Source organism: Streptomyces sp. MK37H, from assembly GCF_018035285.1.
In the GTDB taxonomy this organism is placed as follows: domain Bacteria; phylum Actinomycetota; class Actinomycetes; order Streptomycetales; family Streptomycetaceae; genus Streptomyces; species Streptomyces endocoffeicus.
Genome location: NZ_JAAAYH010000039.1, coordinates 14,300 through 37,775, shown reverse-complemented (window position 1 = coordinate 37,775; position 23,476 = coordinate 14,300). Strand labels below are relative to the sequence as shown.

22 protein-coding genes and 3 pseudogenes are annotated in these 23,476 nt (G+C 68.1%); 15 read left to right on the top strand and 10 right to left on the bottom strand.

From position 1 onward, the window contains the following. Both GWI24_RS45005 and GWI24_RS09010 read right to left on the bottom strand, forming a co-directional pair. On the bottom strand, positions 1–767 hold a 767-nt coding region (locus GWI24_RS45005; RefSeq protein ID WP_247616096.1), incomplete at its 3' end, for a hypothetical protein. Between the two features lie 389 nt (positions 768–1,156). Continuing rightward, entirely contained in the window at positions 1,157–1,522 is a 366-nt protein-coding gene (locus GWI24_RS09010) for a hypothetical protein (RefSeq protein ID WP_210945363.1), read from the bottom strand. Here GWI24_RS09010 and GWI24_RS09005 point away from each other — a divergent pair. Further along, positions 1,469–1,903: pseudogene (locus GWI24_RS09005) on the top strand (zinc-binding dehydrogenase); the annotation flags it as partial. The gene GWI24_RS09010 and the pseudogene GWI24_RS09005 overlap by 54 nt on opposite strands. A 1,044-nt stretch (positions 1,904–2,947) precedes the next feature. Here GWI24_RS09005 and GWI24_RS09000 read toward each other — a convergent pair. After that, positions 2,948–3,245, bottom strand: a pseudogene (locus GWI24_RS09000) (ISAzo13 family transposase); the annotation flags it as partial. 288 nt (positions 3,246–3,533) lie between these two features. On the opposite strand from GWI24_RS09000, the gene GWI24_RS08995 reads away from it, so the two are divergent. Then, on the top strand, positions 3,534–4,718 hold the full coding sequence (locus tag GWI24_RS08995; RefSeq protein WP_210945358.1) for a type III polyketide synthase: 1,185 nt from the start codon (positions 3,534–3,536) through the stop codon (positions 4,716–4,718). A gap of 122 nt (positions 4,719–4,840) precedes the next feature. On the opposite strand, the gene GWI24_RS08990 is transcribed toward GWI24_RS08995, so the two are convergent. Then, positions 4,841–7,015: a SpoIIE family protein phosphatase gene (locus GWI24_RS08990; RefSeq protein ID WP_210945357.1), complete on the bottom strand. Its 2,175-nt coding sequence runs from the start codon at positions 7,013–7,015 to the stop codon at positions 4,841–4,843. Between the two features lie 900 nt (positions 7,016–7,915). On the opposite strand from GWI24_RS08990, the gene GWI24_RS08985 reads away from it, so the two are divergent. The 5 genes from GWI24_RS08985 to GWI24_RS08965 all read left to right on the top strand — a co-directional run bounded on the left by GWI24_RS08985 (position 7,916) and on the right by GWI24_RS08965 (position 11,425). Further along, positions 7,916–8,881 (top strand): serine/threonine-protein kinase, encoded by a 966-nt coding sequence (locus GWI24_RS08985; protein ID WP_210945356.1) that lies wholly within the window; start codon positions 7,916–7,918, stop codon positions 8,879–8,881. Continuing rightward, on the top strand, positions 8,850–10,259 hold the full coding sequence (locus GWI24_RS08980) for a hypothetical protein (protein WP_210945355.1): 1,410 nt from the start codon (positions 8,850–8,852) through the stop codon (positions 10,257–10,259). The genes GWI24_RS08985 and GWI24_RS08980 overlap by 32 nt, the downstream gene beginning before the upstream one ends. Then, the gene (locus GWI24_RS08975; protein ID WP_210945354.1) at positions 10,223–10,558 is read left to right on the top strand and encodes a hypothetical protein; all 336 of its coding nucleotides are present in this window, start codon (positions 10,223–10,225) and stop codon (positions 10,556–10,558) included. The genes GWI24_RS08980 and GWI24_RS08975 overlap by 37 nt, the downstream gene beginning before the upstream one ends. A 241-nt stretch (positions 10,559–10,799) precedes the next feature. Then, complete coding sequence (locus GWI24_RS08970) at positions 10,800–11,054, top strand: hypothetical protein (RefSeq protein ID WP_210945353.1); 255 nt, start codon at positions 10,800–10,802, stop codon at positions 11,052–11,054. Next, positions 11,051–11,425, top strand: a complete 375-nt coding sequence (locus tag GWI24_RS08965; RefSeq protein ID WP_210945352.1) for a PIN domain-containing protein — start codon at positions 11,051–11,053, stop codon at positions 11,423–11,425. The genes GWI24_RS08970 and GWI24_RS08965 overlap by 4 nt, the downstream gene beginning before the upstream one ends. A 152-nt stretch (positions 11,426–11,577) precedes the next feature. On the opposite strand, the pseudogene GWI24_RS08960 reads toward GWI24_RS08965, so the two are convergent. After that, a pseudogene (locus GWI24_RS08960) lies at positions 11,578–12,327 on the bottom strand (GNAT family N-acetyltransferase). Between the two features lie 61 nt (positions 12,328–12,388). Between GWI24_RS08960 and GWI24_RS08955 the strand changes: the two are divergent. Together GWI24_RS08955 and GWI24_RS08950 are read left to right on the top strand one after the other, a co-directional pair. After that, the gene (locus GWI24_RS08955) at positions 12,389–12,868 is read left to right on the top strand and encodes an HIT family protein (protein ID WP_210945351.1); all 480 of its coding nucleotides are present in this window, start codon (positions 12,389–12,391) and stop codon (positions 12,866–12,868) included. Between the two features lie 378 nt (positions 12,869–13,246). Continuing rightward, positions 13,247–13,798, top strand: coding sequence for an Lrp/AsnC ligand binding domain-containing protein (locus tag GWI24_RS08950; protein WP_210945350.1), 552 nt, complete (start codon positions 13,247–13,249; stop codon positions 13,796–13,798). Between the two features lie 763 nt (positions 13,799–14,561). On the opposite strand, the gene GWI24_RS08945 is transcribed toward GWI24_RS08950, so the two are convergent. Beyond that, positions 14,562–15,560 carry a transcriptional regulator gene (locus tag GWI24_RS08945; RefSeq protein WP_308343592.1) on the bottom strand — a complete coding sequence of 333 codons (999 nt, stop codon included), beginning with the start codon at positions 15,558–15,560 and terminating at the stop codon, positions 14,562–14,564. Positions 15,561–15,989: 429 nt separating this feature from the next. On the opposite strand from GWI24_RS08945, the gene GWI24_RS08940 reads away from it, so the two are divergent. Then, positions 15,990–16,604: a TetR/AcrR family transcriptional regulator gene (locus GWI24_RS08940; RefSeq protein ID WP_210945349.1), complete on the top strand. Its 615-nt coding sequence runs from the start codon at positions 15,990–15,992 to the stop codon at positions 16,602–16,604. 19 nt (positions 16,605–16,623) lie between these two features. Here the strand turns inward: GWI24_RS08940 and GWI24_RS08935 are convergent, their stop codons facing one another. The 3 genes from GWI24_RS08935 to GWI24_RS08925 all read right to left on the bottom strand — a co-directional run bounded on the left by GWI24_RS08935 (position 16,624) and on the right by GWI24_RS08925 (position 18,961). After that, complete coding sequence (locus GWI24_RS08935) at positions 16,624–17,397, bottom strand: glucose 1-dehydrogenase (protein ID WP_308343591.1); 774 nt, start codon at positions 17,395–17,397, stop codon at positions 16,624–16,626. Positions 17,398–17,401: 4 nt separating this feature from the next. Then, the gene (locus tag GWI24_RS08930) at positions 17,402–17,881 is read right to left on the bottom strand and encodes a hypothetical protein (protein ID WP_210945348.1); all 480 of its coding nucleotides are present in this window, start codon (positions 17,879–17,881) and stop codon (positions 17,402–17,404) included. A 456-nt stretch (positions 17,882–18,337) separates the two neighbouring features. Continuing rightward, positions 18,338–18,961 carry a ScbR family autoregulator-binding transcription factor gene (locus GWI24_RS08925; protein ID WP_210945347.1) on the bottom strand — a complete coding sequence of 208 codons (624 nt, stop codon included), beginning with the start codon at positions 18,959–18,961 and terminating at the stop codon, positions 18,338–18,340. 50 nt (positions 18,962–19,011) lie between these two features. Between GWI24_RS08925 and GWI24_RS08920 the strand changes: the two genes are divergently transcribed. Next, positions 19,012–20,094 carry a ScbA/BarX family gamma-butyrolactone biosynthesis protein gene (locus tag GWI24_RS08920; RefSeq protein WP_308343588.1) on the top strand — a complete coding sequence of 361 codons (1,083 nt, stop codon included), beginning with the start codon at positions 19,012–19,014 and terminating at the stop codon, positions 20,092–20,094. 55 nt (positions 20,095–20,149) lie between these two features. Next, on the top strand, positions 20,150–20,401 hold the full coding sequence (locus GWI24_RS08915; protein ID WP_210945345.1) for a hypothetical protein: 252 nt from the start codon (positions 20,150–20,152) through the stop codon (positions 20,399–20,401). Between the two features lie 379 nt (positions 20,402–20,780). Here GWI24_RS08915 and GWI24_RS08910 read toward each other — a convergent pair whose 3' ends face one another. Then, entirely contained in the window at positions 20,781–21,008 is a 228-nt protein-coding gene (locus GWI24_RS08910) for a hypothetical protein (RefSeq protein WP_210945344.1), read from the bottom strand. A 329-nt stretch (positions 21,009–21,337) separates the two neighbouring features. Here GWI24_RS08910 and GWI24_RS08905 point away from each other — a divergent pair, with 329 nt between their 5' ends. From GWI24_RS08905 to GWI24_RS08895, 3 genes are read left to right on the top strand one after another with little or no spacing between them, the layout of a single operon-like run. Then, the gene (locus tag GWI24_RS08905) at positions 21,338–22,345 is read left to right on the top strand and encodes an NAD(P)/FAD-dependent oxidoreductase (RefSeq protein WP_308343586.1); all 1,008 of its coding nucleotides are present in this window, start codon (positions 21,338–21,340) and stop codon (positions 22,343–22,345) included. After that, positions 22,342–22,641: a 2Fe-2S iron-sulfur cluster-binding protein gene (locus tag GWI24_RS08900; RefSeq protein ID WP_210945342.1), complete on the top strand. Its 300-nt coding sequence runs from the start codon at positions 22,342–22,344 to the stop codon at positions 22,639–22,641. Before GWI24_RS08905 ends, GWI24_RS08900 begins: the two co-directional genes overlap by 4 nt. Positions 22,642–22,694: 53 nt before the next feature. Continuing rightward, on the top strand, positions 22,695–23,447 hold the full coding sequence (locus GWI24_RS08895) for a hypothetical protein (RefSeq protein ID WP_210945341.1): 753 nt from the start codon (positions 22,695–22,697) through the stop codon (positions 23,445–23,447). Positions 23,448–23,476 lie beyond the last annotated feature (29 nt).

Sequence of the window (23,476 nt, the reverse complement as noted above, 5' to 3'; positions counted from 1 at the left end):
AGCAGTGCTTCGACATTCATGAGCGGGGGTTCACTCACCGGGTGGCGGGCTCCGCCACCGTGATCCCCTGGGAGGACGTCGTGCAGGTGAGTACCACCGGCGGTGACGGCCGGCCGCTCGCCGACGCCCGGGGCATGGGCTCTACGTGCGAGATCCGGCTGCACAGCGGACGCCGGATCCGCGTTGATGCCTTCACTGAGGATATCCGGGGCCTGGCGGTGGTCGTCCATCGTGCGGTTCACCTCGGGCAGTTCCCTCAGGGCCGGGGACGCTGACCGGGGTTCACCGCGCAGCAGGTCGGGGCGGGCGGTCGCGAAGGCCCGCCTGAGCCCTTCTACCAGCACCCGGTCGATCTGGTAGAGCCGGCGCTGGAGCAACGGGGACGCGCCGGTCGGGGCGATGCGGCGCTGTACGGCCTTGATGCTGGTCAGGGTCCCGCCGAGTTTCGCCGGGGCGATCGGGGTGGTCGGATGGTTGGCGAAGTACGGCTGGACTTCGTCGAACGAGGTGGTGCCGCCCAGGTCGGTGATCCGGCGCAGCACCGTGTGGGCCCCGGGCATCAGCGAGGCGGTCATGCGGAAGAGTGCCTGTTCGCTCCGGCCATTCCCGATGTCGTCGCCGCTGAGGTCCTGTGGGTCGGGGTGGGGGGCGACGGCTGGTGCTTCCGGCCAGTCGGCAGGGGTGACGGGTCGCAGTCCGTAGGCGGCCTGCACGGCGGCAATCGCCTGCTCGTAGGTGTCCGTCTCGGTGTCGATCGTCAACCGCACGAGGCCCCCCTCGCTGCCGGCATTCTTCCCCAGCCGCCCCACGCCTCCAGCTCGGTCCGAGCCGGGGCGGAGCGCGATGAAGGCCGCCGACACCGCACCGCCCAGTACCTCCTGGCGACGTCGCTGGAGCAGTTGCGCGAGCAGCAGGCGGCGCGCACTGATCAGGCCACGCCCGCGCCCGCCGTGGTCGGACCCGCTGTCCGATCCTCAAGAGCGCCTATTTCGCTCGCTGGTAGCCCTGCGAGCGGTTACCCCTCGCGGGTCCAGCGGTGTGACATCACAGTGGTCACCGGTGGCGGGGTCGCCTGTCCCTGGGCGACTCGGGTCCACCAAAGCCTGTGCCTGCCAACGGCGGCGTCCACAGCTCGGTCGCGCTCTCATGTGTCCTTCTACGAGGTGGGCATGGTGATGTCGTCGTAGGACTCCAGGAGGGTCCAGCGCCGTGCGGCCCGCGCACCGGTGGGGAGCCGGTCGGCGGTCGGCAGTGGGCCCAGGTCCAGGCCGGTGAGGTTGGCGATGTCCAGGACAGGTACCTGGAAGGTGCGGAAGGCGCCGAGCGGGGGAGGGTCGCCTGCTCGTGCGGCATTGGCCAGTGCTTGGGCAGCGGCGTCTTTGGTGAGGTCGGGCCTCTGGTCCAGCACGTAGGCGGTGGCCGCCAGGTCCCCATCGTGCAGGAACGCGGCGACTTTCCAGAAGTTGAAAAGGCCCTGTTCGACCACGCCCACCTGGTCACCGGCCAGAGCGTGCTCATCCACGGCGTCGCGGGCGGCGTCGGCTCCATCGCCGTGCAGCTGGCCCGCGAGGTCGGCGCCCGGGTGATCGGCACCGGACGGGTCGGCGACCGCGACACCGCCCTCGGCCTGGGCGCGGACGCCTTCGTCGACCTCCAGGCCGAGGGACTGGCGGACATCGGCGAGGTCGACGTGGTGTTCGACGTGATCGGCGGCGAGATCCTCGAACGCTCCACCGCACTGGTCCGCCCCGGCGGCACCCTGGTCACCATCGCCGAGCCGGTCACCGTCCACCCCCGCGACGGGCGAGTCGTCTTCTTCGTCGTCGAACCCGACCGGGCCCGCCTGGCCAACCTCGCCCAGCGGCTGCGGGACGGCCGCCTCAAGCCGATCGTCGGCGCCGTAGATGCCAGCCGCCAGAAGCAGCGCTCCGAACGGTGTACAGACGTATACGGTCCACCGCACCGCTGTGGGTGTGTCGTCGATCCACCAGCGACGCGCTGATGACCAAGCCGTACTGCAAGCGCCCATAGCCCCCTCCGCCGATCAGCAAGAGACGTTAGCGGCCTCATCAGTCACCCTGTGTGTCATGACGGCGAATCACTACCAAGGAGACCGCCCCGTCACTACGTCCGCCGCCGAGGAGCAGTCGGCTGACACTGAGCCGGATATCGTCGGCCCGCAGCGGCCACCCAGTCGTCCATTCCGGAACGCGTCCGTCACCCCGCGGCCTGCGTGCCGTCCGTTCCCACCTACTCGGAAACGGACGGCGTCGTCAGCTTCTCCCTTCGCTCGGCGGTGGGGGGATAGTTTGAGGTGTCCACGATCCGGGAGGGGGCCCGATGAGGCGTACGGAAGCGGCCAAGCAGTTGGGGAGGTTCGTGCGGGAGCACCGTACGGATGGCGCGCGGCGCCTGCGGCAGGCTGGTATCTGACTGGTGGCCGGGGCTGTGGGCACGGCCTTCGGGGTGCCGGTGGCGATCGCGTCGGTGGGCACCACCGAGGGGGCCCCGGGACCGGCGGCCTGGGCCCGGAAGGGAACGCCGTCGGGAACATGGCGGTGGCGGCACCGCTGCGTATGAAGTCCTCGGCGAGGTTGACCGCTGCCGCGCGTACGGTGACGACGCCCTCGCCTTCCGCGGCACCGGGCATCCACCCCGCGTACCCGCAGGGCATCGAGCCCACCGTACTGGTCGCATCGCACCGCACGCCCGGGTGCGACCGGAGGTTCAACGGCCCGAACTCGTCCAGGCGGAAAGCGGCTTCGGGCTCACCCTCCTCGGGTTGCTCGACACTTCGTACCTGGTAGAGGAGTGGGGTAGGGCCAGGACCACTTGTGCTGCTCTCCGGCGATGGGCACTGCTGGATCGGGTTCGACTACCGCATGTGCGGGCGGGATGGTGAGCCTTCGGTCACATGGTTCCAGACCGACCTCGACGCGTAGCTCGTAGGTTCCACCAGCGCCAGCAGCGCGGGCCGCAGTCCTGAATCAAGGCCCACGGCCTTCTTACCACCACCGGGCCCGGGTATCCGGCCCAGAGGCTCCTCACCGGTCTCCAACTCGTCCAGACCCTTGCGGACCGTCGTCTCGCTGAACTGGGCCGCCCGCCCGACCGCCCGGATACGACCGGGCCTGCGGGTCCGGGCCTCGGCCCCATCGCCAACCGCCGCTGCCGCCCATCCAGATACGGAACAACACCCCGAACTGCACAGCGAGTTGACCACGGACCTCATCGGAGACGCTCATATCGCAACAACGAGCCGCATCACGCGAAGCAACACCTTGATTCTCTGCGAGCCGGAGAAATTCGCGGGAGGCCCCACAGATGCCATGTGCTTCGTCTCACATACATCGAAGCGCGTCCGAGTTGTATGGGTCACAGAAGGAATGCCCGTTTAAGTGCATTCTCGGTGCGGATGGTGTGTGACGCCCTAAGTGGGGTGGCGAAGGCACCGACTGGAGCGCGAACTGCCGAGGTGACCTGTGTCGTAGCGCTCATGGCATTCCGTAATTCTGTGTAAAGAGGTGTGAATTTTGACCGCTTACCTGTGCCCTCCTGCGGTGATACATGGTGAGAACGCCGTCGAGACCAGCCAGATCCTGGCGGAAGTGCGTGACCGGCACCCCGATGCGCCGTGGCTGTCGCGGATCGACACCATCGCCGCCAGCACGGGCATCACCTCCCGCAGGTGGATGGTGCCGCTGGAGACCGCCGTCGCGCCCGCCAGCGGGAGCGGCCTGCGCACCCCCGGCCCCGTACCGGCCCGGGAGGCCCTGGCTCGCGACGGATTCACCGAGCAGGACGTGGAACGCGTGATCGCCGCTCTGGAAGCGATACCTGCACCTCAGACCGTTGAAGAGCGCACCGCGCCGGCCTGGGCGGCCGTGCGGGAGTACGGCGAGCGAGCCGCACGCGGAGCCTTGCAGATCGCCGGACTGGACCCCGCCGACGTCGACTGCCTGATCACCAGCAACTCCACCACCCCGGCACTGCCGGGCCTTGACGTGGCACTGGCCAACCGACTCCCGCTGCACAGTGACACGCTGCTCCTCCCGGCCACGCAGTGGGCCTGCATCGCCGGGACCCGGTGCCTGGCACTGGCAGCCGATCTGGTGGCCGACGATCCGGACCGAGTGGTCTTGGTCGTCATATCCGAGGCGCTGAGCACCACCTACCAGCCCGCGGACGACAGCCTGGAGTCCTTGATCGTTCGCCTGCTGTTCGCCGACACCGCGGTCGCAGCCGTGGTCACCGGCCGCCCCCGTCCGGAGTCCGTACTGCGACTGGACGCGGCCTGGCACCACACCCTGCCTGGCACCCAGGACCTGCACCGGCTGGAGACGCGCGCCGACGGCACGCACTTCGTGATGGACCGGCGCGGGCCGCGCGCTGTGCAGGACACGGTCACCGCGATGTGGGAGTGGCTGCGCCTGCGCCACCAGGACGATGACCGCCCCTGGCGTCCCGATCTGCTGCTCGCGCACCCTGGCGGGACCCGGGTGCTGGAGTACATGGAGCAGACCATGCCCGACGCATGGCCGCCTGGGCTTCTGGCTCACAGCCGGGACAGCTACACCAGCGGAAACCGCGGCGGTGCCGCCGTCTTCGACATTCTGCGGCGCGCACACGACGCCGGCCAGAAGGCAGGGAGCCGCACGGTGCTGTACGCGGCGGCGCCGGGGCTCACGGCCACGGCCGTCGAAGGGGAGTGGCTGTAGCCCGCGCGGGAAGCGGCTGCGGCGAGCGCTCCGTGCGCGCGCCGTACCGTTGCGTGACCCGGCTGCCCAGGCCGGGCGCGCCGGTCACCGTGCGAGTCGGCGCCACGGCAACGCCCGTGCCGCTACCACGCCAGTTCCGCCCAGACGACCTTGCCGGCGTCGGTCCACCGCACCCCCCAGCGCGTGGTGAGCTTGTGGACTACGCGCAAGCCGCGCCCCCTGTCGTCGAACGGGCCGCCGCGCCGCAGCCGTGGCCGGCCGTTGCCGGTGTCGCCCACCTCGCACAGCAGGCCCTGACCGGTCCTGATCAACCGCACGCTGACGGGCCCGGTGGCGAACCGCACGGCATTGGTGACCAGCTCGCTGATCAGCAGCAGGGCGCTGTCACGGGTGTCCTCCCTGACGCTCCACTTCTGTAGGAGTGCCGAGGCCGGCGAGCGGGCGCGGGCGGGCGCGTCGTCGCGGGCGGGCAGGCGCCAGGCCGCGGTGTCCCGCTCGCGGCGGCCGGTCATACGGGCGAGCAGGAGCGCCACGTCGTCGCGCTGTCGGTCCCGCGGAGCCAGCTCGGTGACCACCCGCCACGCGGCCCGTTGCAGGTCGTCCCACGGATGCACCCGGCTCACCGCCCGCCGCAGCATGCCGACGCCCTCGTCGATGGCGACCGCAGGATCCTCTACCAGGCCGTCGGTGTAGAGGGTGAGCAGCGAGCCCGGGGGCGCGTCGAACGTGTGCACATCGAACGGTTCTCGCAGGGCGAATTCGGCACCCAGACCGGGGTGGGGGTGCACCGTCAGCGTCTCAGCGGTTGCGTCGGGCAGGACGAGGACCGGCGGGAGGTGGCCCGCACTGGACACCACCACCTGGTGGTTGACCGGATCGTATACCGCGATGCAGCACGTCGAGCCCAGCGCGCTGTAGCCGGTCGCCAGGCCGGCGTCCGCGTCGTCCAGCATCGTGACGGTCTCGTCCAGGTGGCCCAGCACCTCGTCGGGCGCCAGCCCCGCCGAGAGCAGTGCACGGGCTTCCATGCTGACCTGGCCCATCGCCGCGGCCGCGCCCAGGCCGTGCCCGACGACGTCGCCGACGACGAGTGCGGTGCGGCCGCCGGGCAGCGGAAAGCTGTTCACCCAGTCACCGCCAACGCCCGCGCTGTCAGGTGTGGTGGGCTGGTAGACAGTGGCGACCTCGATGGTGTCATCCCGGCCCCGCGGCAGCAGTCGGCGCTGCAACGCCAGCACCTGGGCGTGCTCGCGCTGATGCTGACGGGCCAGATCGACGTGGTGTGCCGTCCTGGCCACCAGTTCCTGTAGGTCGAGCAGCTCCCTGTCGTGGAAAGGGCGGTCCGGCCGCCGCCACACCTCCGCCACGCCCAGTACGACGGGCGGCTTGTCTTCGGGGCCATCCAGGACCAGCGGTACGCACGCCACACTCACCGGCCGGTCAGTGGGGACCAGGGCGCTCAACAGCCGTGGACTGTCCAGCGCGCGCTCGATCGTCTCGCGGTCGGGAATGACGATGGCCTGTGGGACGTCGTCACGCTTGACCGCGAGGGACAGCAGACGGGCGGCCTCACGGGGAAGGTCGTCACCGGGCGTCAGGTAGCCCGCGGGCCACACCCGGTCCGGTACCAGGGCAGCGCGCCTCAGCCGAATGCGCCCCTGGGCCTGATCGACGACGGCCTCGCCGGACCATACGGCGTAGTCGAGGTCGACGGCGACCACGTCCCCCCAGGCCAACAGGGACTGCGCCAGGGACTGTGCGGTCTCGCCAATGTCCAGCGACGTCCCGATCGCGGTCTCGGACGCGTACAGATGCAGCCTCTTGGCCATCGCGATCAGGGAGACGGTGAGGCCGTCCTGGGGCGTTGCGGCTGGCAGGATGCTCATGGAGACGACGAGCTCCGAGCCGTCGTCCCGGCGCAGGCGCTGGACGCGGGCGACGTGCGCCTCCGCCGTCTCGATGACTTCCCGCAGCCGGCGCGTCACCGTCGGTACGTCCCCGGGAGGCAACAGATCAACGAAGGCGGTTCCGGGCTCCACAGTCAGTCCCTCGAATGCCGGGACGTCCAGGTTGTAGCGAGTGATGCGCAGATCCCGGTCCAGATTGACAGCGCCGAGAATCTGCTCCTGGGCGTCACCGGTGTGCCCGGGGCGGTGGGGCGCGATGTCGCTTTGGTCGTTCTCCGGCCTGGCGGACCTGCCGGCAGCGTCCGATCCGTACTGCCGGATGTAGTCCCGCAAGGCGCGACCGACCAGGTCGAACGACGACGAGGACGAGGGGTATGACGGTGAGTCCATGCGGTTCTTCCAGCTCACTGGCCGACCCGGAACATGTCCGCAGACATACCCGAATCCGTACGATGAGGCTCCGAGATCCGACCACGCACTGCCATTGCATAACACTCGCCCTCATTCCTGCAAAGCCGACCGCACAGCGAACGCGAGCGGTAACCGCGTGTGCCGGCGGCAGCCATGGTCGACCAGCTCACCGCCGGGGGCACCCTCGCCCCCGGGCGCGTGGAACGGGCGATGCGTGAGGTGCCCCGCCACGTGTCCGTGCCGGACGCCAGCCTCGATCAGGCCTGCGATCCGGACCTTGCCGTCATCACCCAGCGCGGAGCACCTCGTCACGAGCCGCTGGCACCGATGACCTGCGCTGGCTGGGGAAGTTCACCGGGAGCGTAGAGGTACTGAGATGAGGGTTATCCACGAGTCCCTCCCGCCGGCGCCCCGACCCGGACTCGAACGCGAATCCCCTCGTGCTGTTCGCTCAGCGTGCTGCCCGGCGGCAGCATCCGCACACGCTCGCTGATGGCCTGCTCCCGCAGCCGGGCCAGACGGGCCCGGTCACGGCTGCCGATCCACACATACAGCAGGCGCGTCCCCGCGACGCACCGTTCCCACGGCTGTCGCGACCGCGATCTCCACGCGGCTCCTCACATCACTCTGCGGCGGCAACTCCTTCAACAGCCGTCGGATAGGAGTGCACGCAGGGTCTCAATGTGTGACACGCGACCTCAGTGCGTGATGCTGTCGGGGATTGGCTTTATTCACGACTCAAACCGGTAGATACCTGATCGCCCGGTCCCTTTGAGGGACCGCGCGTCAGGGGCCTGCCGCACCCTGCGACGCCGCAACCGCAGCTGCGCCGCCTGGCGTCCTGCCTTCAGGGGTAACCGGGTCGGTGAAGGGGAGCTTATGGAGCGTGGTGAGCGGATCGCTGGCCGCTACGAACTGGTGCGCTGGCTCGGCAGGGGCGGCATGGGCGAGGTGTGGGCCGGCCGCGACCACCGCCCGCACCGTGACGTGGCCCTCAAGCTGCTTGTTCTCGACGACGGCCTCGCTCCTGACCTGCCGGCGTGGTTCGAGCGCGAGGCGGTCGCCGCCGCGCAGATCAGCCACCCGAACGTGGTGGCGTTGTATGACCGGGGTATGCACGAGAATGTGCTCTTCCTCGTGATGGAAAAGGTCGAGGGCCCGCCCCTCAGCAGGATCATCCACCAGGAGAGTCGGCTGGGGCCCGGCCGCGTGCTCCGGATCGCCGACGGGATCTGCTCGGCGCTGGCCGCCGCCCACCACGCCGGCATCGTCCACTACGACATCAAGCCGCACAATGTGATGCTCACCTCCGACGGCCAGGTGAAGGTCGTTGACTTCGGTATCGCGGGCTTCCTCCAGACCGCTTTCTCCCTGGTCCGCTCGTCGCAACTCGCCCCGGCCGGCACGCCGGAGTACGCAGCGCCCGAGCAGTTCGGCGCGGAGCGGGGCGATAGACGCTCGGACCTGTACGCCCTCGGCGGCGTCCTGTTCGTGCTGCTGACCGGCCGACCGCCCTACACCGGCCACAGTGCCCTCGCCCTCATGGCCCAGAAGATCGAAGAGGACGCCCCCCCGGCTCGACGCGATACGTCCCGGCCTGCCCACCGCGCTGACCGACCTGGTCGCGCGGCTCCTGGAACGCGATCCTGGACGGCGCCCCGGCTCCGCGGAAGAGGTCCGGCAGCTGCTGCGGCGGGTGCGTGCGGCCCTCGCCTCCGAGGAGGGCGACGACAGCGACCCTGGCAACGGCCCTGGGAGCACCGAGGAAGCCAGCGGTCCGCTCTCGGGACTGCCGCCGACGCTGGCTCCTGCCATGGAGCTGGTCTGCCGCATCGACGACCGTGAGAAACAGATCGACGCCCGGGTCCGCGTGGCTGAGGCGGTCGTCACCACGGCGCCGGACGCGGTCGAGCGCGTCCTGGCCGGTGTCCCTGCGGTGCAACAGTGCTTGATCCTGTTGGGCCTGGCCGACGAGGCGACCGACCCCGACCACTCCCGCCAGCTGTTCGAGCACGCCGATCGGCTGATCGAGGGGCTCCCGCCGGAAGACGAAGCATCGCCGATCGTCTTTTCGGCCGTGGCGTGCTACCTGGCCAGGCATGCTCCCCAGCGCGCCGTTCCGTGGCTGGACCGCGTCGAACGGGTCGCCCACGACGACCGCGGCGCGGCTCAGGAGATGGTCGAAGTCCTGGCCAATCTGGCCAGCCGGGTGAGCGGGACTGATCCCCAACGCGCTGTCTGCCTCGTGGCCCGGGTCGAACAGCTCGCCCGCCTCCTGCCCCCTGATCCCGAGATCGCTTTATCCCTTCCCTGGCAGCTGGTGTGCATCGCGGCAGCCGGTCGGGCTGCCGACCCGGGATGCGCCGAACGTCTGATCGGCCTCGCCGAGGAGCGGGCCCGGAGCGTGGAGACGACGGACAAGCGGCAATTGGCACTTGAATGGACCGCCGAGACGGTGGCGGCGTTCGATCCCCAGCGGGCGGAGCGGATCGTCGGCGCGATGCCCCCCGAAGACCGGGCGTCCGCTTGGACGGGAGCTCTCCGGTCTGCCTCCATCACCGGCACCGACGTGGTGCCACTGCTGCTCGACAAGGCCGAACGAAACGCGCTGGAACTGCAGGTGTCACAGGAGGTGCGGACCCTGCAGGGTCCCCTCGGCCTCTTCGGCAACCGCCGCCGAACGGTCACCGGCCCCGACCGGTACACACTGCGGCAGACAGCCGTAGCTTTCGCACGTTTCGACGGTGCACGGGCAGAACGCCTCGCCCAGCGGATCGTGGAAACGAAGTACCAGGCGGAGACGTTCATCGAGATGGCCGAGGAAGTGCGCAAAAGCAGCGGAGCGGTCGCCGGAACGCAGCCCGGTCTTGCGCGCTCGTGGCTCCGCGCAGCCTACGAGGCGGCTCTCGGCGAGACCGGGTGGGAACAGGTTTCGCTGATGGGGGAGGTCGCCCGTGCCGCGGCGGCCGTCGAGCCGGCACTCGCGCGACAGGCCGCAGTCCACGCGAGCAAGGCTGACCCGAAGATGCTGACTCCCTACCTTGTGGCTGCCCTTGCCTCAGACCTCGCCGCGGCGGATCCCGTACAAGCCGAGCGGCTCCTCATGCGGGCCATCGTCCCGATCACCTGCTGGAGGACCCGGACCGGCGCAAGATCGCAGTCGCCCTCATCGATATCGCCGTCGCGGTGGGAGACGGCCTCCCCGAGCGCACCGGCCGGCTGATCCAGCTGCTACAGAAGGTGGTGAGCGCCTTCCGCTCGGCTTCGGAGCGAGAAAAGCTGTGGTCGGACTGGTGGAGCCGCTATCCAGGGCTCGGAACCCACAGCCCGGGCGTCGTACGGCAGTTCGTCGAGCAGTACTACGGCCCCTGCCGCGACCACATGTTGAGGGCCGCCGCGACGGCCTACCTCCCAGCGGATGCCGACCGGACGCTGGAGATCGCCGACGAAATCGACGAGGCTGGGCTTCGGGACGATGCCCTCGGCGACATCGCGGTCGCGATCGCGCAGAGCGTCCCATGAAGCGAAAGCCTCAACTGTTGCCCGGCTCGTTGCGGAGGCGGTGGCACAACGCCGAGGGAGCCGTCGACGACATCGCCGCGGACCTCAGCTCATCCCCCTTGATCGCCGACCGACCGGGCCATGCTCTCGATGAGTAAAACTCAACTGGCCAACTCGAACGATAACTGGCCAGATGAAGCGCTCAGTCACAGATGTGTGCCGACCGTTCCGCGCCCGGGTTCTACCGGTGGTAGAATCAAGTATGAGTAAGCCGACGAGCATCAAGACCAGTGAGGCAGTCCGTGACCGGCTGCGCACCCTCGCGGAGGAGCGCGGTACGACCATCACGGACCTGCTGGAAGAGCTTGCGGGCCGTGAGCTGACGGAGGCCGAGCGGGAGCAGCGGGCCCTTGAGGCTGCCCGCGAGGTCGGTATCGACTACACCGAGCAGGTTCAGCGCGCCGGGCAGGATGCCTGGGAGCGGATCCGCGCCCACCAGGGCGGCGCCGCCGCATGAGCCTGACGGCCGTCCTGGACCACACTGCGCTGACCGCCTTATACCGGGCGGACTCTTTCTTCACCGGCCTGTACATCGAAGCCTCACGCGGCACGGGCCGCGTCCTGATCCCCTCGCTTTCGGTTCTGGCTGCCGAGCGGCACGTGTCCGGGGCCGGGGCGCATGCGGTGACCCTGCGCTTCGCGGGGGCCATTCCCTTCACCACCGATCATGCTGCTGAGGCGATGGCCTGGCCGGGCCTGGACTGGGCCGTGATGCACCCGGCGGCGATCGCCTGGCAGGCGGCCAAGGATGGTGAGCCGGTGACGGTCCTCTCGCTCCAGCCCGAGCTCTATGCGGGGAGCGGCATCACCCCGTTGAACCCCACCTGAGACTTCGCGGGGCCGGACTGCCCGTGACGCCTCGCCGTGTTCCCGGCGGATTCGACGGAACGTTGCAACAGATGGCTGTTTGTGATCAGACGCCAGCAGTGTCGTGCTGCCGTGAGGGTTCGCCGGGCGCGTCTGGCAGCCGCGTCATCCGGTTACGCCTCGCGGTGGGGATCGTAGACGTATGGAGTCGTGGTGCTCAGAATGGTGAACCCGAGGCGTTGCAGGATGGGGCGGCTCTGGTCGGTGGCGTCGACCTGAAGGTAGCGGTAGCCGAGGTCGGCGGCGGTCCGGGCGCGGTGGGCGACCAGAGCCCGGTAGATGCCCCGGCCTCGCCAGGCAGCCACGGTGCCGCCGCCCCAAAGACCGGCGAAGTCGGTGCCTGGGTTCAGTTCCATCCGCGCCGCGCACACGGGCAGGTCGCCGGCCATCGCGACGACCATGCTGATGGTTTCGGAGTTCTGGGCGAGCTGGGCGAGCAGCCGCTGCCGCAGGTGAGCGCTGCTGGTGCCGAAGGCCTGCTCGTGGACGTCCGCCATGAGGTCCACCCCGGCGGGGTCGGTCACCGGATGCAGGTGGACGCCTTCGGGCAGTGCGGCGTCGGTGGGCAGGTCCCGGACCGGCGTGACCATCACTGCCTCCTGCGGCTCGGGCGTGAACCCGGCCGACTTCAGCCGCCTCCCGAGGTCACCGGGTCGGTCGTGGGCGTATGCCTTCCATTCGAACTCGCGCCCAAGCGTGGCGAAGTACCGCATCTGGGCTCTGATCGCCGCATCCGCCGTGCTCTAGTCGAGGTCCGACCAGAGGATGCCGTTCCAGTCGTGATCCGCGCCGACTTGCCGCACTGATGGCGATTCCTGAAAACGGCCGAGGTCGCTTCTCGCCTCACTTGGTTGGTCCTTGATGTGTGTGGGGAAAGTGGGGAGCGAGGATCGGGTCTTGATCACCTGTGGGTAGGTTCTGGCCATGACTGGTGACTGGCGGATGGATCGGATCGAGGCTGCTCTGCGAGGGGAGAATCCCACCGTGCTGCGGCGGCTTGAGCCGGGATTCGCGGTGATCGGGGACGTTCAGTTCTTGCCGGGTTACTCGGTCCTCCTCGTGGACGAACCCGGTGTTCAACGGCTGTCTGACCTGCCGAAGGCCAAGCGGCTGGCGTTTCTGTCCGACATGGACCAGCTCGGGGAAGCGGTTGAGCGGGCCGGTCGGCGGCTGGATCCCGATTTTCGCCGGGTCAACCTGGAGATCCTCGGTAACACGGACCCGTTCTTGCATGCCCACGTCTGGCCGCGGTTCGAGTGGGAGCCGGCCGAGCTGGCGGGCAAGCCTGTGTGGCTGTATCCGCATGAGCGGTGGAGTGATGAGCGGTTCAGGCTTGGTCCGCAGCATGACGTGCTGCGGGATGTGATCAGCAGCGAATTGGACCGGTTGCGTTCGACGGTCTGACGGTGTGGGCCCGCCGACCGTCAGGTCGGCGGGCCCGGTGAGCGGTGACGGTCAGTGGATGGTCATGGAGTCCTTCGCAGCGGAATGATGTCGGGGATGGTCGTGGGGACAGAGGGGCGGGCGGCTTCCGGGGTCGCAAGCAGCGCGACGATGGTGATCGGCTGCTGGCAGTGCGGACAGTTCCGGGTCGCGGTCGGCTCCAACGGGTCGCGTTCCAGGGTTGGTTGGCGTGATGACGCTCGGCTGACCGGTTTGGGCTGTGGTGGCAACTCCGGTAGTGGCGACGGTGTCGGTGTCTCGCCGAGGCGGCGGGCCCGGTCTTCGTCCCGGGCAGCGGACCTCCTGGCCCGCCCGGGAGAGCCGGGTAACGCCCGGATCATGAAGATCGCGGACTTCACCGCCCTCAAGGAACCGCTGCCCCACTGGCGCGACCATCTCGCCTTGTGGGCCGCGTCCCGCCAGCCTGGCTCCCTGCCGCTCGACCGATGCGTCATCGACCTGCGGGCACCGGAACTCGAACCGGCCCGCCTCGTCGACCGGACGGGACTGGCGCAGATCGCGGGACTGGCACCTGATGACCTGCCCCACCCGAGATACGGGCGCCGCAGCCTCCCCGTTCCCCAGACCGAAACCGCCGAGGGCCCGCGCTGGTCCCGGCCCGTCGCCCGCGACTGGGCCGAGGAGGGCTCCCAGGCCGACTGGCAGGAAGTGCGCCGCGCGGTCAGCACGGTCGCCGAGATCGAGTACGCGTGGCTCGTCGCCGGATCCGCCGACATGGTGGTGCTGATGCGCCTTCGGGACACCCGGCACCTGCGCGACGTGATCCTGTCGCGCATCCAGTCGCTTCCCGGAGTCGCACGCACGGAGACACTGCTCGTGATCGACGAGGTCGCTCACCGGCCCGCCGTGCTGCCTCCACCCGGCCGTTGACACACCCAAATACTCACGCAGTTACGCAGGCGTAGCGGTATGAGAAACGGGTTTGTCCATGGCGACGGGCGGCGGGCAGCACACCAGTCCCGGGCAACCGACCGCCGGAGGCACCGCTTGCTTCGTCGTGCCCTGGGCCACGCCGACCGCGGAGCGGGCGGCGGCCTGCCGGAAGCGACTGCGACCAGCGAGATCCGAAGTGCTCCGTCGTAGGCCGCAGTGCGCTGGTCACGCCGCCACCAGGGTCGACCCCTGCCGCACGCGGCGGCGATTCTGTCCGCTCCACAGACATGTCGGTTGCCTCCATGTCCGGAAGTTGCCGAATAACCGTGATTATCCTGTGCGTTCCTTCCCGTCACCCGGAGGGGGTGATCTGCGTGAGGCCGGGCCTCGGGCGGTCGACACGCCGGAAGAGCACAACCACGCGAGGAGGGCTCGGCACAGCCGGGGCCCTCCTTTTGCGCTTCGACCACGGCCCGGCCGCCCGTTCTCCGGACCCCTCCGCAGCGCGTGAGCCAGATGCCGGAACCACTCAGGGCGACCTCCAGTCTTATCAGGTGGAACGCTTGGACGCGGGGCTGGAGCCGGTCGGTGCGGCTGAAGCCGGCCCGCAGTTTCGGCTCGCTGTTGGGCAGCTGTCTGTAGAAGACTTTCTTCCCGTCCGGGGTGAGCCCATGGCCGCGATGAGCGGTCTTGCCGACGTCCGACTGGAAGGAAGGCGCATCCTCGCCACTACCCTGAACGTCCCGATCCCTTGTACGCTCTACTGCTCGACCGCGTCGCCGACGGCTTGGCCCAGGGCGCTGGCGAACCGCTGCCATTCCCGAGCGTAGGAGTTGGCCAGGCCCGCGACCGTGACGGCGCAGTGCACCGGCACTGCGGCCATCAGCTGTTGCCCAGCCTCAAGATCCGGTGCGCGCCTGTTCAGCCAGCGCAGCAGCGCGCGCCCGGATTCGGTGAACCTGAGCGATGGATCCTTCGCCAGGGTCTTGATGTGCTGCTCTCGCTGGTCATCCATCGGAGCCCCGGCGTTGCCCGCCCGGTTCCAGTCCCTGACCTTGCGCGCGACACCCGGGCGCGGCGGCAGGGGACCCCGTTCGTCGCGCCGTATCCGCTGCCGGATCTCGCACGCGGTGCTGATCGACACCCCCGCGCTGGCGGCGACCTCGCTGAGCGTTGCGCCGGGGTGCTCGGCGAGGAACGCACGTGCCGCCTCCCGGCGCCGCGCCGCATCAAGCGGACGGGAGCGGCCGTCCGCTCCGACCCGTACCTCAGAGTGAGGAACTTCCTCAGTCGAAGCACGACGGACAGCGCCCACGGTCTTGGGTGAAAGTCCGGTGATACGCGCGATCGTACGGTCTGACAGATCCGGATGCGAGGCCAGGATCCGCTCGGCCGCGGCCTTTCTGTCCTTGAGCGTCAGTGGCAGACCATGGGAGACGTTGGCCGCCACGGAGTGAATGAAGACCTCGCTGACCGGCCCGTCCAGATACCGGACCGGAATGACCTTCTCCCCCCGGAGCCTGGAGGCCTGGAGGCGATGCATCCCGTCGACCACGCGCAAGGTATCCCGATGCACCAGGATCGGCTCGATCTCACGCTGTGCCAGCACCTCGGCATGTTCCCGGCTCAACCCGCCCAGACGGGGCGAATCCGCGGCCACCAAGGAGACCACCGGCACCAAGTGGACATCCCCACATTCGCCGTCCGTCACGGCTGCGACATCACCAGCCGTTGCCTCTAACTCACTCAATTCCTCCACCGCCCTTTCCGCCTGATCATGAGCATGACAGTCACTCGCCGCCGGCTAGGCCGCGGCGAGGCATGGTTCGGGCACGGAACTCACTCTAACAAAAATAGCGCTCTTTATGTTCTATAAGATGGGACACACATCCTCAACTCGTGGGGGAATGTCGTTGTTCAAATCGACTGGTGCGGCCGCAGCGCCGTGCAGGACCTGGCCCGGACCGTCAAGAACGTCACCGCATCCGTCGCCCAGGGCGCCGGATGCCCGTTGGAGGCCGTCACGTTGATCGTTTGAGAAGTCGTTCAGTCGTGCCTGAGGCGGGGCATCGAGCTGGCCTCCGACACCTCCATATGACGCTGGTGTGGGGTGAGTCCGCCATGGCGGACTCACCCCACACCAGCCAAGGGAGACATCCAGTCGACTCATGACAGAGGGGTCAATATCGTGGCGCAGACACGAGCCGCGCTCACACGACGCCGGGTACTGCTCGCGGCTGCGGTGGAGCTTGCCAATCACGGCTACACAGGCACGTCGCTGGCGCGCGTCGCCTCGCAGGCCGGGGTGACTCTGGGGGCGCTGACCTTCCATTTTCCGACCAAACCCGAGCTGGCCCACGGCGTATACGAGGACGGTGCGGCTTCCACGCGCGCGGCCATCGACCGTGCTCTGGGGCGCTCGCAGCTGCCGCTGCAGAATGTCATCGACATCACTCATGAAGTGTCGCGGCTGCTGCGCGCCGACACCACCGTGCAGGCGGCTTCCCGGCTCAGCCGTGAAGCCGCCTGCACGGATTATTCTTGGCATCAACTCTGGCTCAGCGACATCAAACGGCTTGCTGACAAGGCGCACGCGAGGGGAGATCTGGGCGAAAACTGCTCAGCAGGTGTGTTGTGCTCACTGGTGGTGTGCATGCTGGCCAGGCTCGACAGCCCATCGGTGTACACATCGGGCTCGATGTGCGAAGACCTCGAAGTGCTTTCCCAGTTATGGTGTCTGGTGCTTGGCTCGGTTGCTGCGTCTTGCTCTCCCGCCCTGCTGCCGGGAGGAAGCCCCCGCTGAGGCGGTGGGCGGACTTCGGTCACCGTGCCGTCCAGCCTCCGTCCACCGGGACGGCGGCTCCGGTGGTGAACGAAGACCGGTCGGAGCACAGCCACAGCGCGGCCTGGGCTATCTCGGAGGGGTCGGCTAGGCGGCGCTGGATGGCGCGGCTGGTGAACGGCTCGTATAAAGAGGGCGTCTGGGTGAGGACCTCGTCCATCAGCTCGGTGTGCGTACTTCCCACCACCAGGGCGTTGACGCGGATGCCGCTTGGCCCGTACTCGTCTGCGGCGGCCCGGGTGAGACCCAGCACTGCGTGCTTTGCCGCGATGTAGGGAGCGGCTGTGCCGGTGGCGCGCAGGCCCGCGACGCTGGAGGTGTTCACGATGGCGCCGCGGGTCTTGGTCTCGAGCATCGCCCTTATCTGGGCGCGGAGACAGTTCCAGACGCCACGGACGTTGACATCCATAATGCGGTCGTAGTCGGTGTCCTCCGTCTTGTGCAGAGGGGTGCCGGAAGAGGCCCAGCCGGCGTTGTTGAAGGCCGCGTCGAGCCTGCCGTAGGCGTCCCGAGCCTGGTCAACGGCGCGCTGGACATCACTGCTGTCGGTGACGTCTCCCGCCACGCAGAGTGCTTCGCCGCCGCTCTCCCGGATGAGCCGGGCGTGGTGTTCGAGCTTGTGCTCACGTCTGGCCATGAGGACCACGGCAGCGCCTTCGGCGGCGAAGGCGCGGGCAGCAGCGGCGCCGATTCCGCTGGACGCACCGGTGATCATGACGGTCTTGCCGTGGAGCAGAGGAGTGGTCGAGGCCACGGCGTCAGGATCCAATCGATGGGTGAAGGGGACGCTTATGCGTAGACGCAGTGAAAGATGACGCCTGATCAGCTGCCCAGGTGCGGAGGGGCCGGGGAGCGTGGCCAGTCGCTTCCTGCACACCGGAGGTCACGGCAGCCTTGGCCCCACTGTTCTGCCGCTCGGCGCTGAGAGCAAGGGCATCCACCAGGCATTCCGGCAGGCGGTGGCGCCGTTCTTGGCGGGCCTGGTCCAGGGAGATCTCCTCGAAGACCAGCGGCCGGTACAGGACGTCGGCAAGGATGGAGGTCCTGTCCCGGGCGGAGATCGCACGTGGCCCGGTGAGAGCGTAGGTGCGCTGGTTGTGGCCGGTGCCGGTCAGTGCCTGGACGGCGGCATCGGCAATGTCGGCCGGGTCGACGCAGGCGTTGAGGGAGTCTCTGTGGACACCGCGCACAATACCGTGCTTGGCGGTGCTGTCTCTCCACGCCAGGCCGTGCGTCATGAAGGAGCGGGGGTGCAGCACAGTCCAGGGAAGGCCGCTGGCTTGGCCGCCGTTCGTTCTCACGTTGCCGGCGGGTGATGATGTCGTCAGCGTCCGGATCGGTCACGGCCTGGGCGGAGAGTTTGACCACATGCGGAGTGCCAACCGCGGCGGCGGCGTCCAGCAGGTCTATGTCGTGCTCGGGGCGCAGGGGGTGGTCGGTGATGAGCATGAGGGCGTCGACGCCGCGCAGGGCGCGCCGGAGAATGGGGAAGGAGGCAGAGTCTGCGCCGATGAGCTGTCGGGGAAGCCCCTCGGCGGCGGCCCTTCCCAGGTCTCTGGTCAGAAGGGCCAGGCCGTGTATTCCGATGGCGGCGAGTGGTGTTGCGGTGAGCCGGCCGACTGTTCCGGTGGCCCCGGCAATGGCGATGCGGCGGGGTGGCTCTGGGCTTTCCTGTGGCACCGGGCAGGAGGAGCTCATGAGGCCTTTCCGAAGTCGGGGTCGACGACGATGGCGTGGTCGGCGTCGGGGGTTACGAGCGCCGGCAGCAACAGCCGCCACATGGCGCAAGTGCGCTCCATCAGGTCCTCCCGACCGGTGACGAGTTGTGAGTAGAGCTGCATGCCGGTACAGGCGCCGACGACGAACTGGGCGACTTCCTCGGTCGAGACGCCTTCGCGGAGGTTGCCTTCGGCGCGGGCCACTTCGAGGTGGCTGACCATGATGTCCTTCCAGCCCTCGAATGAGGTGCTGTCGTGCATGCCGAAGCGGTCCTGCTCGACGGCGAGTCGGACACCGGCGCGCAGCATCGGGTCGGTCTGCAGTCGGTGGGCCCAGACCAGGGTGATGTCCACGAGGCGCTGCAGGCCGCTCGACTTCAACAGGGGCTCTATCACGTAGGGCTGGGCGTTCATCACTTCGCGGGCCAGGTCCTGTTTCGAGTCGAAGTGGAAGTACATGGCGCCCAGTGTGACGCCAGCGCGTTTGACGATGCGGCTGACGCTCGCGCCTTCGTAGCCCTCCTCGTCGAACAGTTCCGCTGCAGCCCTCATGATCAAGTTGCGCGTGCGCACGGCACGCTCCTGCTTTAGATCCGCCACACGTGCATCCGATCACCTTCGATTAAAAAGAATGTATTTTATGTTATCGCATGAACCACTGTCGTACGTCAGTTCACAAGGGACAGGGGACGACTATGCACACTGCCAGCCCACTCGCAATACCGGCAACTGCCGTGCCACGCAAGTACGTTCACAAAGCCGCCCACTCTGAGGTGCTGCTCACCAGCTGGCACAGACGCTCCGCCGATGAGTACACCGTGACGGCCCAGTGGCCGCGCACCCACGCCTTCTACCGCCCAGCCCACCAGCTGCACGACCCCATGCTGTTCGCGGAGACCGCCCGGCAGGCTATCCCCCTGCTCTCACACGTCGCCTACGACGTCCCCTTCGGACATCACCTGATCTGGGAACACTTCAGCTACTCCCTGGCACTCGAGAACCTGCGCAACAGTGCTGAGCCGGCCGAGCTGGTACTTCATCTCTCCTGCACAGGCATAGAACGCCGCCGCGGGAACCTCGCGGCGATGACCCTGCAGTTACGCGCCGAGCGTGACGGGCAGCATCTGGGCACTGCTGAATCCCACTTCACCAGCCATTCTCCTGCCATCTACCGTCGGCTGCGCGGGGCTTACGGCGAAGTGCACAGCGCCCTCGCCGCAGCCCGTCCACCCGCGGAGGGAATCCTCCCCCACTTGGTGGGCCGCCGGTTGCCTGAAGACGTTGTCCTGGCCTCCACCGGGCGCAGCGACCGCTGGCAGCTGCGAGTCGACACCGAGCACCCCTCGCTGTTCGACCACCCAGTCGACCACGTTCCCGGCATGCTTCTCCTGGAAGCCGCACGCCAAGCAGCCCAGGCTGTTCGCGCGCCCCTCCCCGCAGTCGCCGTGGGCATGGAGACGGCGTTCCACCGCTACGTCGAGTTGGACGCACCGTGCTGGATCCAGGTCTACCCCGGAGAGACCCGCGACCGCCTCCGGGTCACCGTAGAGCAGGACAACACCGTCTGCTTTTCTGGCGAGGTGTCGTTGTGCGCCCCTGTCGAGGCCGCAGGGTTTCCCTTCCTCCCGGCAGAGCAGGCCTCCGAGTCGGCGCCGCTTGGGGAGCGGCGGCTGGTCCCGCCTCGTGAGGTTCTCGCCCCATGCAGGCCTGAGGGGAAAAGCCCGAGCCAGTAGGTTTCGACGGTAGCCGCGTCCGAACGTGACCGGGTGCAGCACAGAGGCTGAGGGCATGGCGGTCGTGGCGGCGGTGAAGGCGCTGCCGGAGGTACTTGCCTGCCGCAACAGTCTTGTCGCACCGCTGATCCCTGGGCAGATGATCGGTCTGGCCAGGGTGAACGGCCTGCGGAAGCGCCGGGTGTGCCGCCACCCTGCCCACGAGGACGGGGTGGCGAACCGGCACGCCTGCACCTTCTGTCTGCTGGAGCAGTTCGATCGGCATCTCAAGCGCCGCGATATCGATCACGGATTATCAAGCCAGTGACCGTATGACCTTCAGCACCATATCGACGTTCTCAGAGAAATTGACGATTCCGGCCGACAAACGCACATGCGGAACTGAGTACGGCGTGCTGCTGGCAATGGCCCGATTGTAGCGGAAGATCTGCACCACGTCCTGTGGCTTGTGGCCCCGGTGTCATTCCGGTCCGGTATCTGGACGGGCCGGTCAGCGAGGTCTTCATTCACTCCGTGGCGGCCAACGTCTCCCATGGTCTGCCACTGACGCTCAAGGACAGAAAGGCCGCGGCCGAGCGGATCCTGGCCTCGCATCCGGATCTGTCAGACCGTACGATCGCGCGGATCACCGGACTTTCACCCAAGACCGTGGGCGCTGTCCGTCGTGCTTCGACTGAGGAAGTTCCTCACTCGGAGGTGCGGGTCGGAGCGGACGGCTGCTCCCGTCCGCTTGATGCGGCGCGGCGCCGGGAGGCGGCACGTGCGTTCCTCGCCGAGCACCCCGGCGCAACGCTCAGCGAGGTCGCCACCAGTGCGGGGGTGTCGATCGGGAATGGCAGCAGTTCGCGAACACCCTGGAGGATCAGGTCATCGGCGATACGGTCGGGCAGCGGAGCGCACAGGGATCGGGACATTCAGAGCAGTGGTGGGGACGCGTCCTCGGCGACGGTAAGGACCCGCCTTGATCTGGCTCGGTTCCGAAAACAGCCTTCACCCGCATATCGGACGGACGGAGTTCCGGTTCCTCTTTCTTGACGACATGATCAGAGCCTTGAATGATGAAATCGCACTCGGCGGTATGTTCCCTTGACCAATCAGGGACACTGCAGGGAAATGCCGAACGACATGAATAAAGGCTCCCCGGGGAATCAACTGGGTCTGGCCGCGAGATTGAGGTAGCCGAGCTTTTTCGACCGAACGTTAGAAGGGCCTGGAGTTCAGGATGAATCAAGCAGGGGCTCGAGTGGAGGCGACCGTAGTCGGCGCGGAGGCGAGCGCGGATGTGGCCGTCGTCGGAGCGGGTCCGGCCGGCCTGTACGCCGCCTACTGCGCGGGATTCCGAGGGCTTTCCAGCGCGATAGTCGACGCGCTACCGGAGCCGGGCGGCCAGATGGCGGCCCTGTACCCGGAGAAAAAGATTTATGACGTCGGCGGTCACGTGGCCGTGCGAGGCCGGGAACTGGTTGACAACCTGACCGCCCAGGTCGCGCCGTTCAACCCGCACTACCTGCTCGGCCGGACAGCGGCTTCACTGACGCCGGATGACGGGGCGGGCTGGGCGATCGGACTGCAGGACGGCGGGCGGGTGCGTGCCGGAGTTGTCGTGATCGCGGCCGGACTCGGCCGTTCGGTCCCGCGCGCGCTGCCCTGCCTACGGCCCTATGAGGGGCGTGGCGTGGCCCACCATGTGCCGCGCCTGGACGAGCACCGGGACCGCGACGTGGTGATCGTGGGCGGCGGCGACAGCGCAGTCGACTGGGCTCTCGCCCTCGCGTCAATCGCCCGGTCCGTCACCGTCGTTCACCGGCGCTCAGCCTTCCGTGCCCACGAGTACAGCGTGAAGCAGATGTATGCGGCTGACATTCGCGTGCTGACCGATGCGCAGGTGACGGCCTGTAAGGGCGTAAAGGGTTTGGAAGAAGTGTGTGTCCGGATCGGCGAAGAAGAAGTGATGTTGCCTGCCCAGGCCCTTGTCACGGCACTGGGATTCATCACCAGCCTGGGCCCGATCGCCGACTGGGGGCTCCAGATGGAGAACCGACAGATCACAGTCGACAGAGGGATGCGGACGAATTTGCCGAAGGTTTATGCGGTCGGTGACATCTGTACCTACGAGGGTCGCGTGCCGCTCATCTCGGTCGGCTTCGGCGAGGCGGCGACCGCAGCGAATCACGCGGCGGTCGAGCTGCGTCCCGGCTCCCGTCTCGCGCCGGGGCACTCCACTGACCGCGACGCCACTCCGCTGTCATGACCCTGAAAAAACTGACCATCCTTCCGACCGGAACCGAGGTCCTGTTGCCTGCGGGATCTCCTCTCACCGAAGTCGAGTACGAGATCCGGCAACGGCTGATCCCATTCGGATGCCGTTCCGGATCGTGCGGCGCGTGCGTCATCGAGGTGCTGGAGGGCTTCGACTCCCTGGGCGACCCCGACCACGACGAGCTCGACTTCCTGGAAGACCTCGGCCGGACCGGCGGCGACCACCGTCTGGCCTGCCAGTGCCGGCTGCGGGGCGACGCGACCGTCCGCGTCGCCGACGACACCTGAACCGTTCGCACCGAACGTCCGAACGTCCGAACGTCCACGAGAAGGGTGACATCATGCCGAACCGCGTGACCAACGTCGGCTACGGGGACCGCACCCCGTTCCTCAACGCGGCCGCCTCAGCGGAGCTGCGCGCCGAGATCGACAAGCAGCTCGACCAGCAGGTCGTCGAGTGGTACGCCAATGTCCCCGAGGCCGCGCACCTCGAGGGCAAGAACGTCGACTCCGAGTACTACAAGCGGCACCTGATCGAGACCGCCTGGCGTATCCGGTTGCTGCGGGTGGCCGAGGCCAAGGCGCTGGTGGAGGTTGCCAAGCGCAGCCCCGAGGCGGCGCAGGTCTGGGCCAACTACGAGCAGGAGGAGATGCTCCACGACGAACTGTTCATCGCCGACCTGGAGAGGGTGGGCGTGTCGCGCGAGCAGTTCCTGGCAACCGAGCCCTACCTGTCGACCAAGCTGCTGACCGGCTACTTCTCCTACCTCCTGGATCACGAGGGCCCGCTCGGTGTGGTGGCGTACTCCTACCTGGTCGAGTACGTGAACGTGAAGCTGGAGCCCAAGAAGCTGGAGGCGCTGAAGGACTCGGTCGGCGAGGGCAACATCGGCGGCCAGATCAACCACTCGCACACCGACATCAACGACGACCATCCCGGCGAGGTGTGGGCGGCCGTCCGACACCTGCTTCACAGCGAGGACGACGTCGCCGCGTTCAAACGGTACCTCCGCGAGCACCAGACGATCCTGGCGCAGTACTTCGAGGAGCTCTACCTGGACACCATCGCGAAGGCCGAGAAGCAGCCGGCCTGAGCCCTGTCCTCGACGGGGGCGCGGCGCGA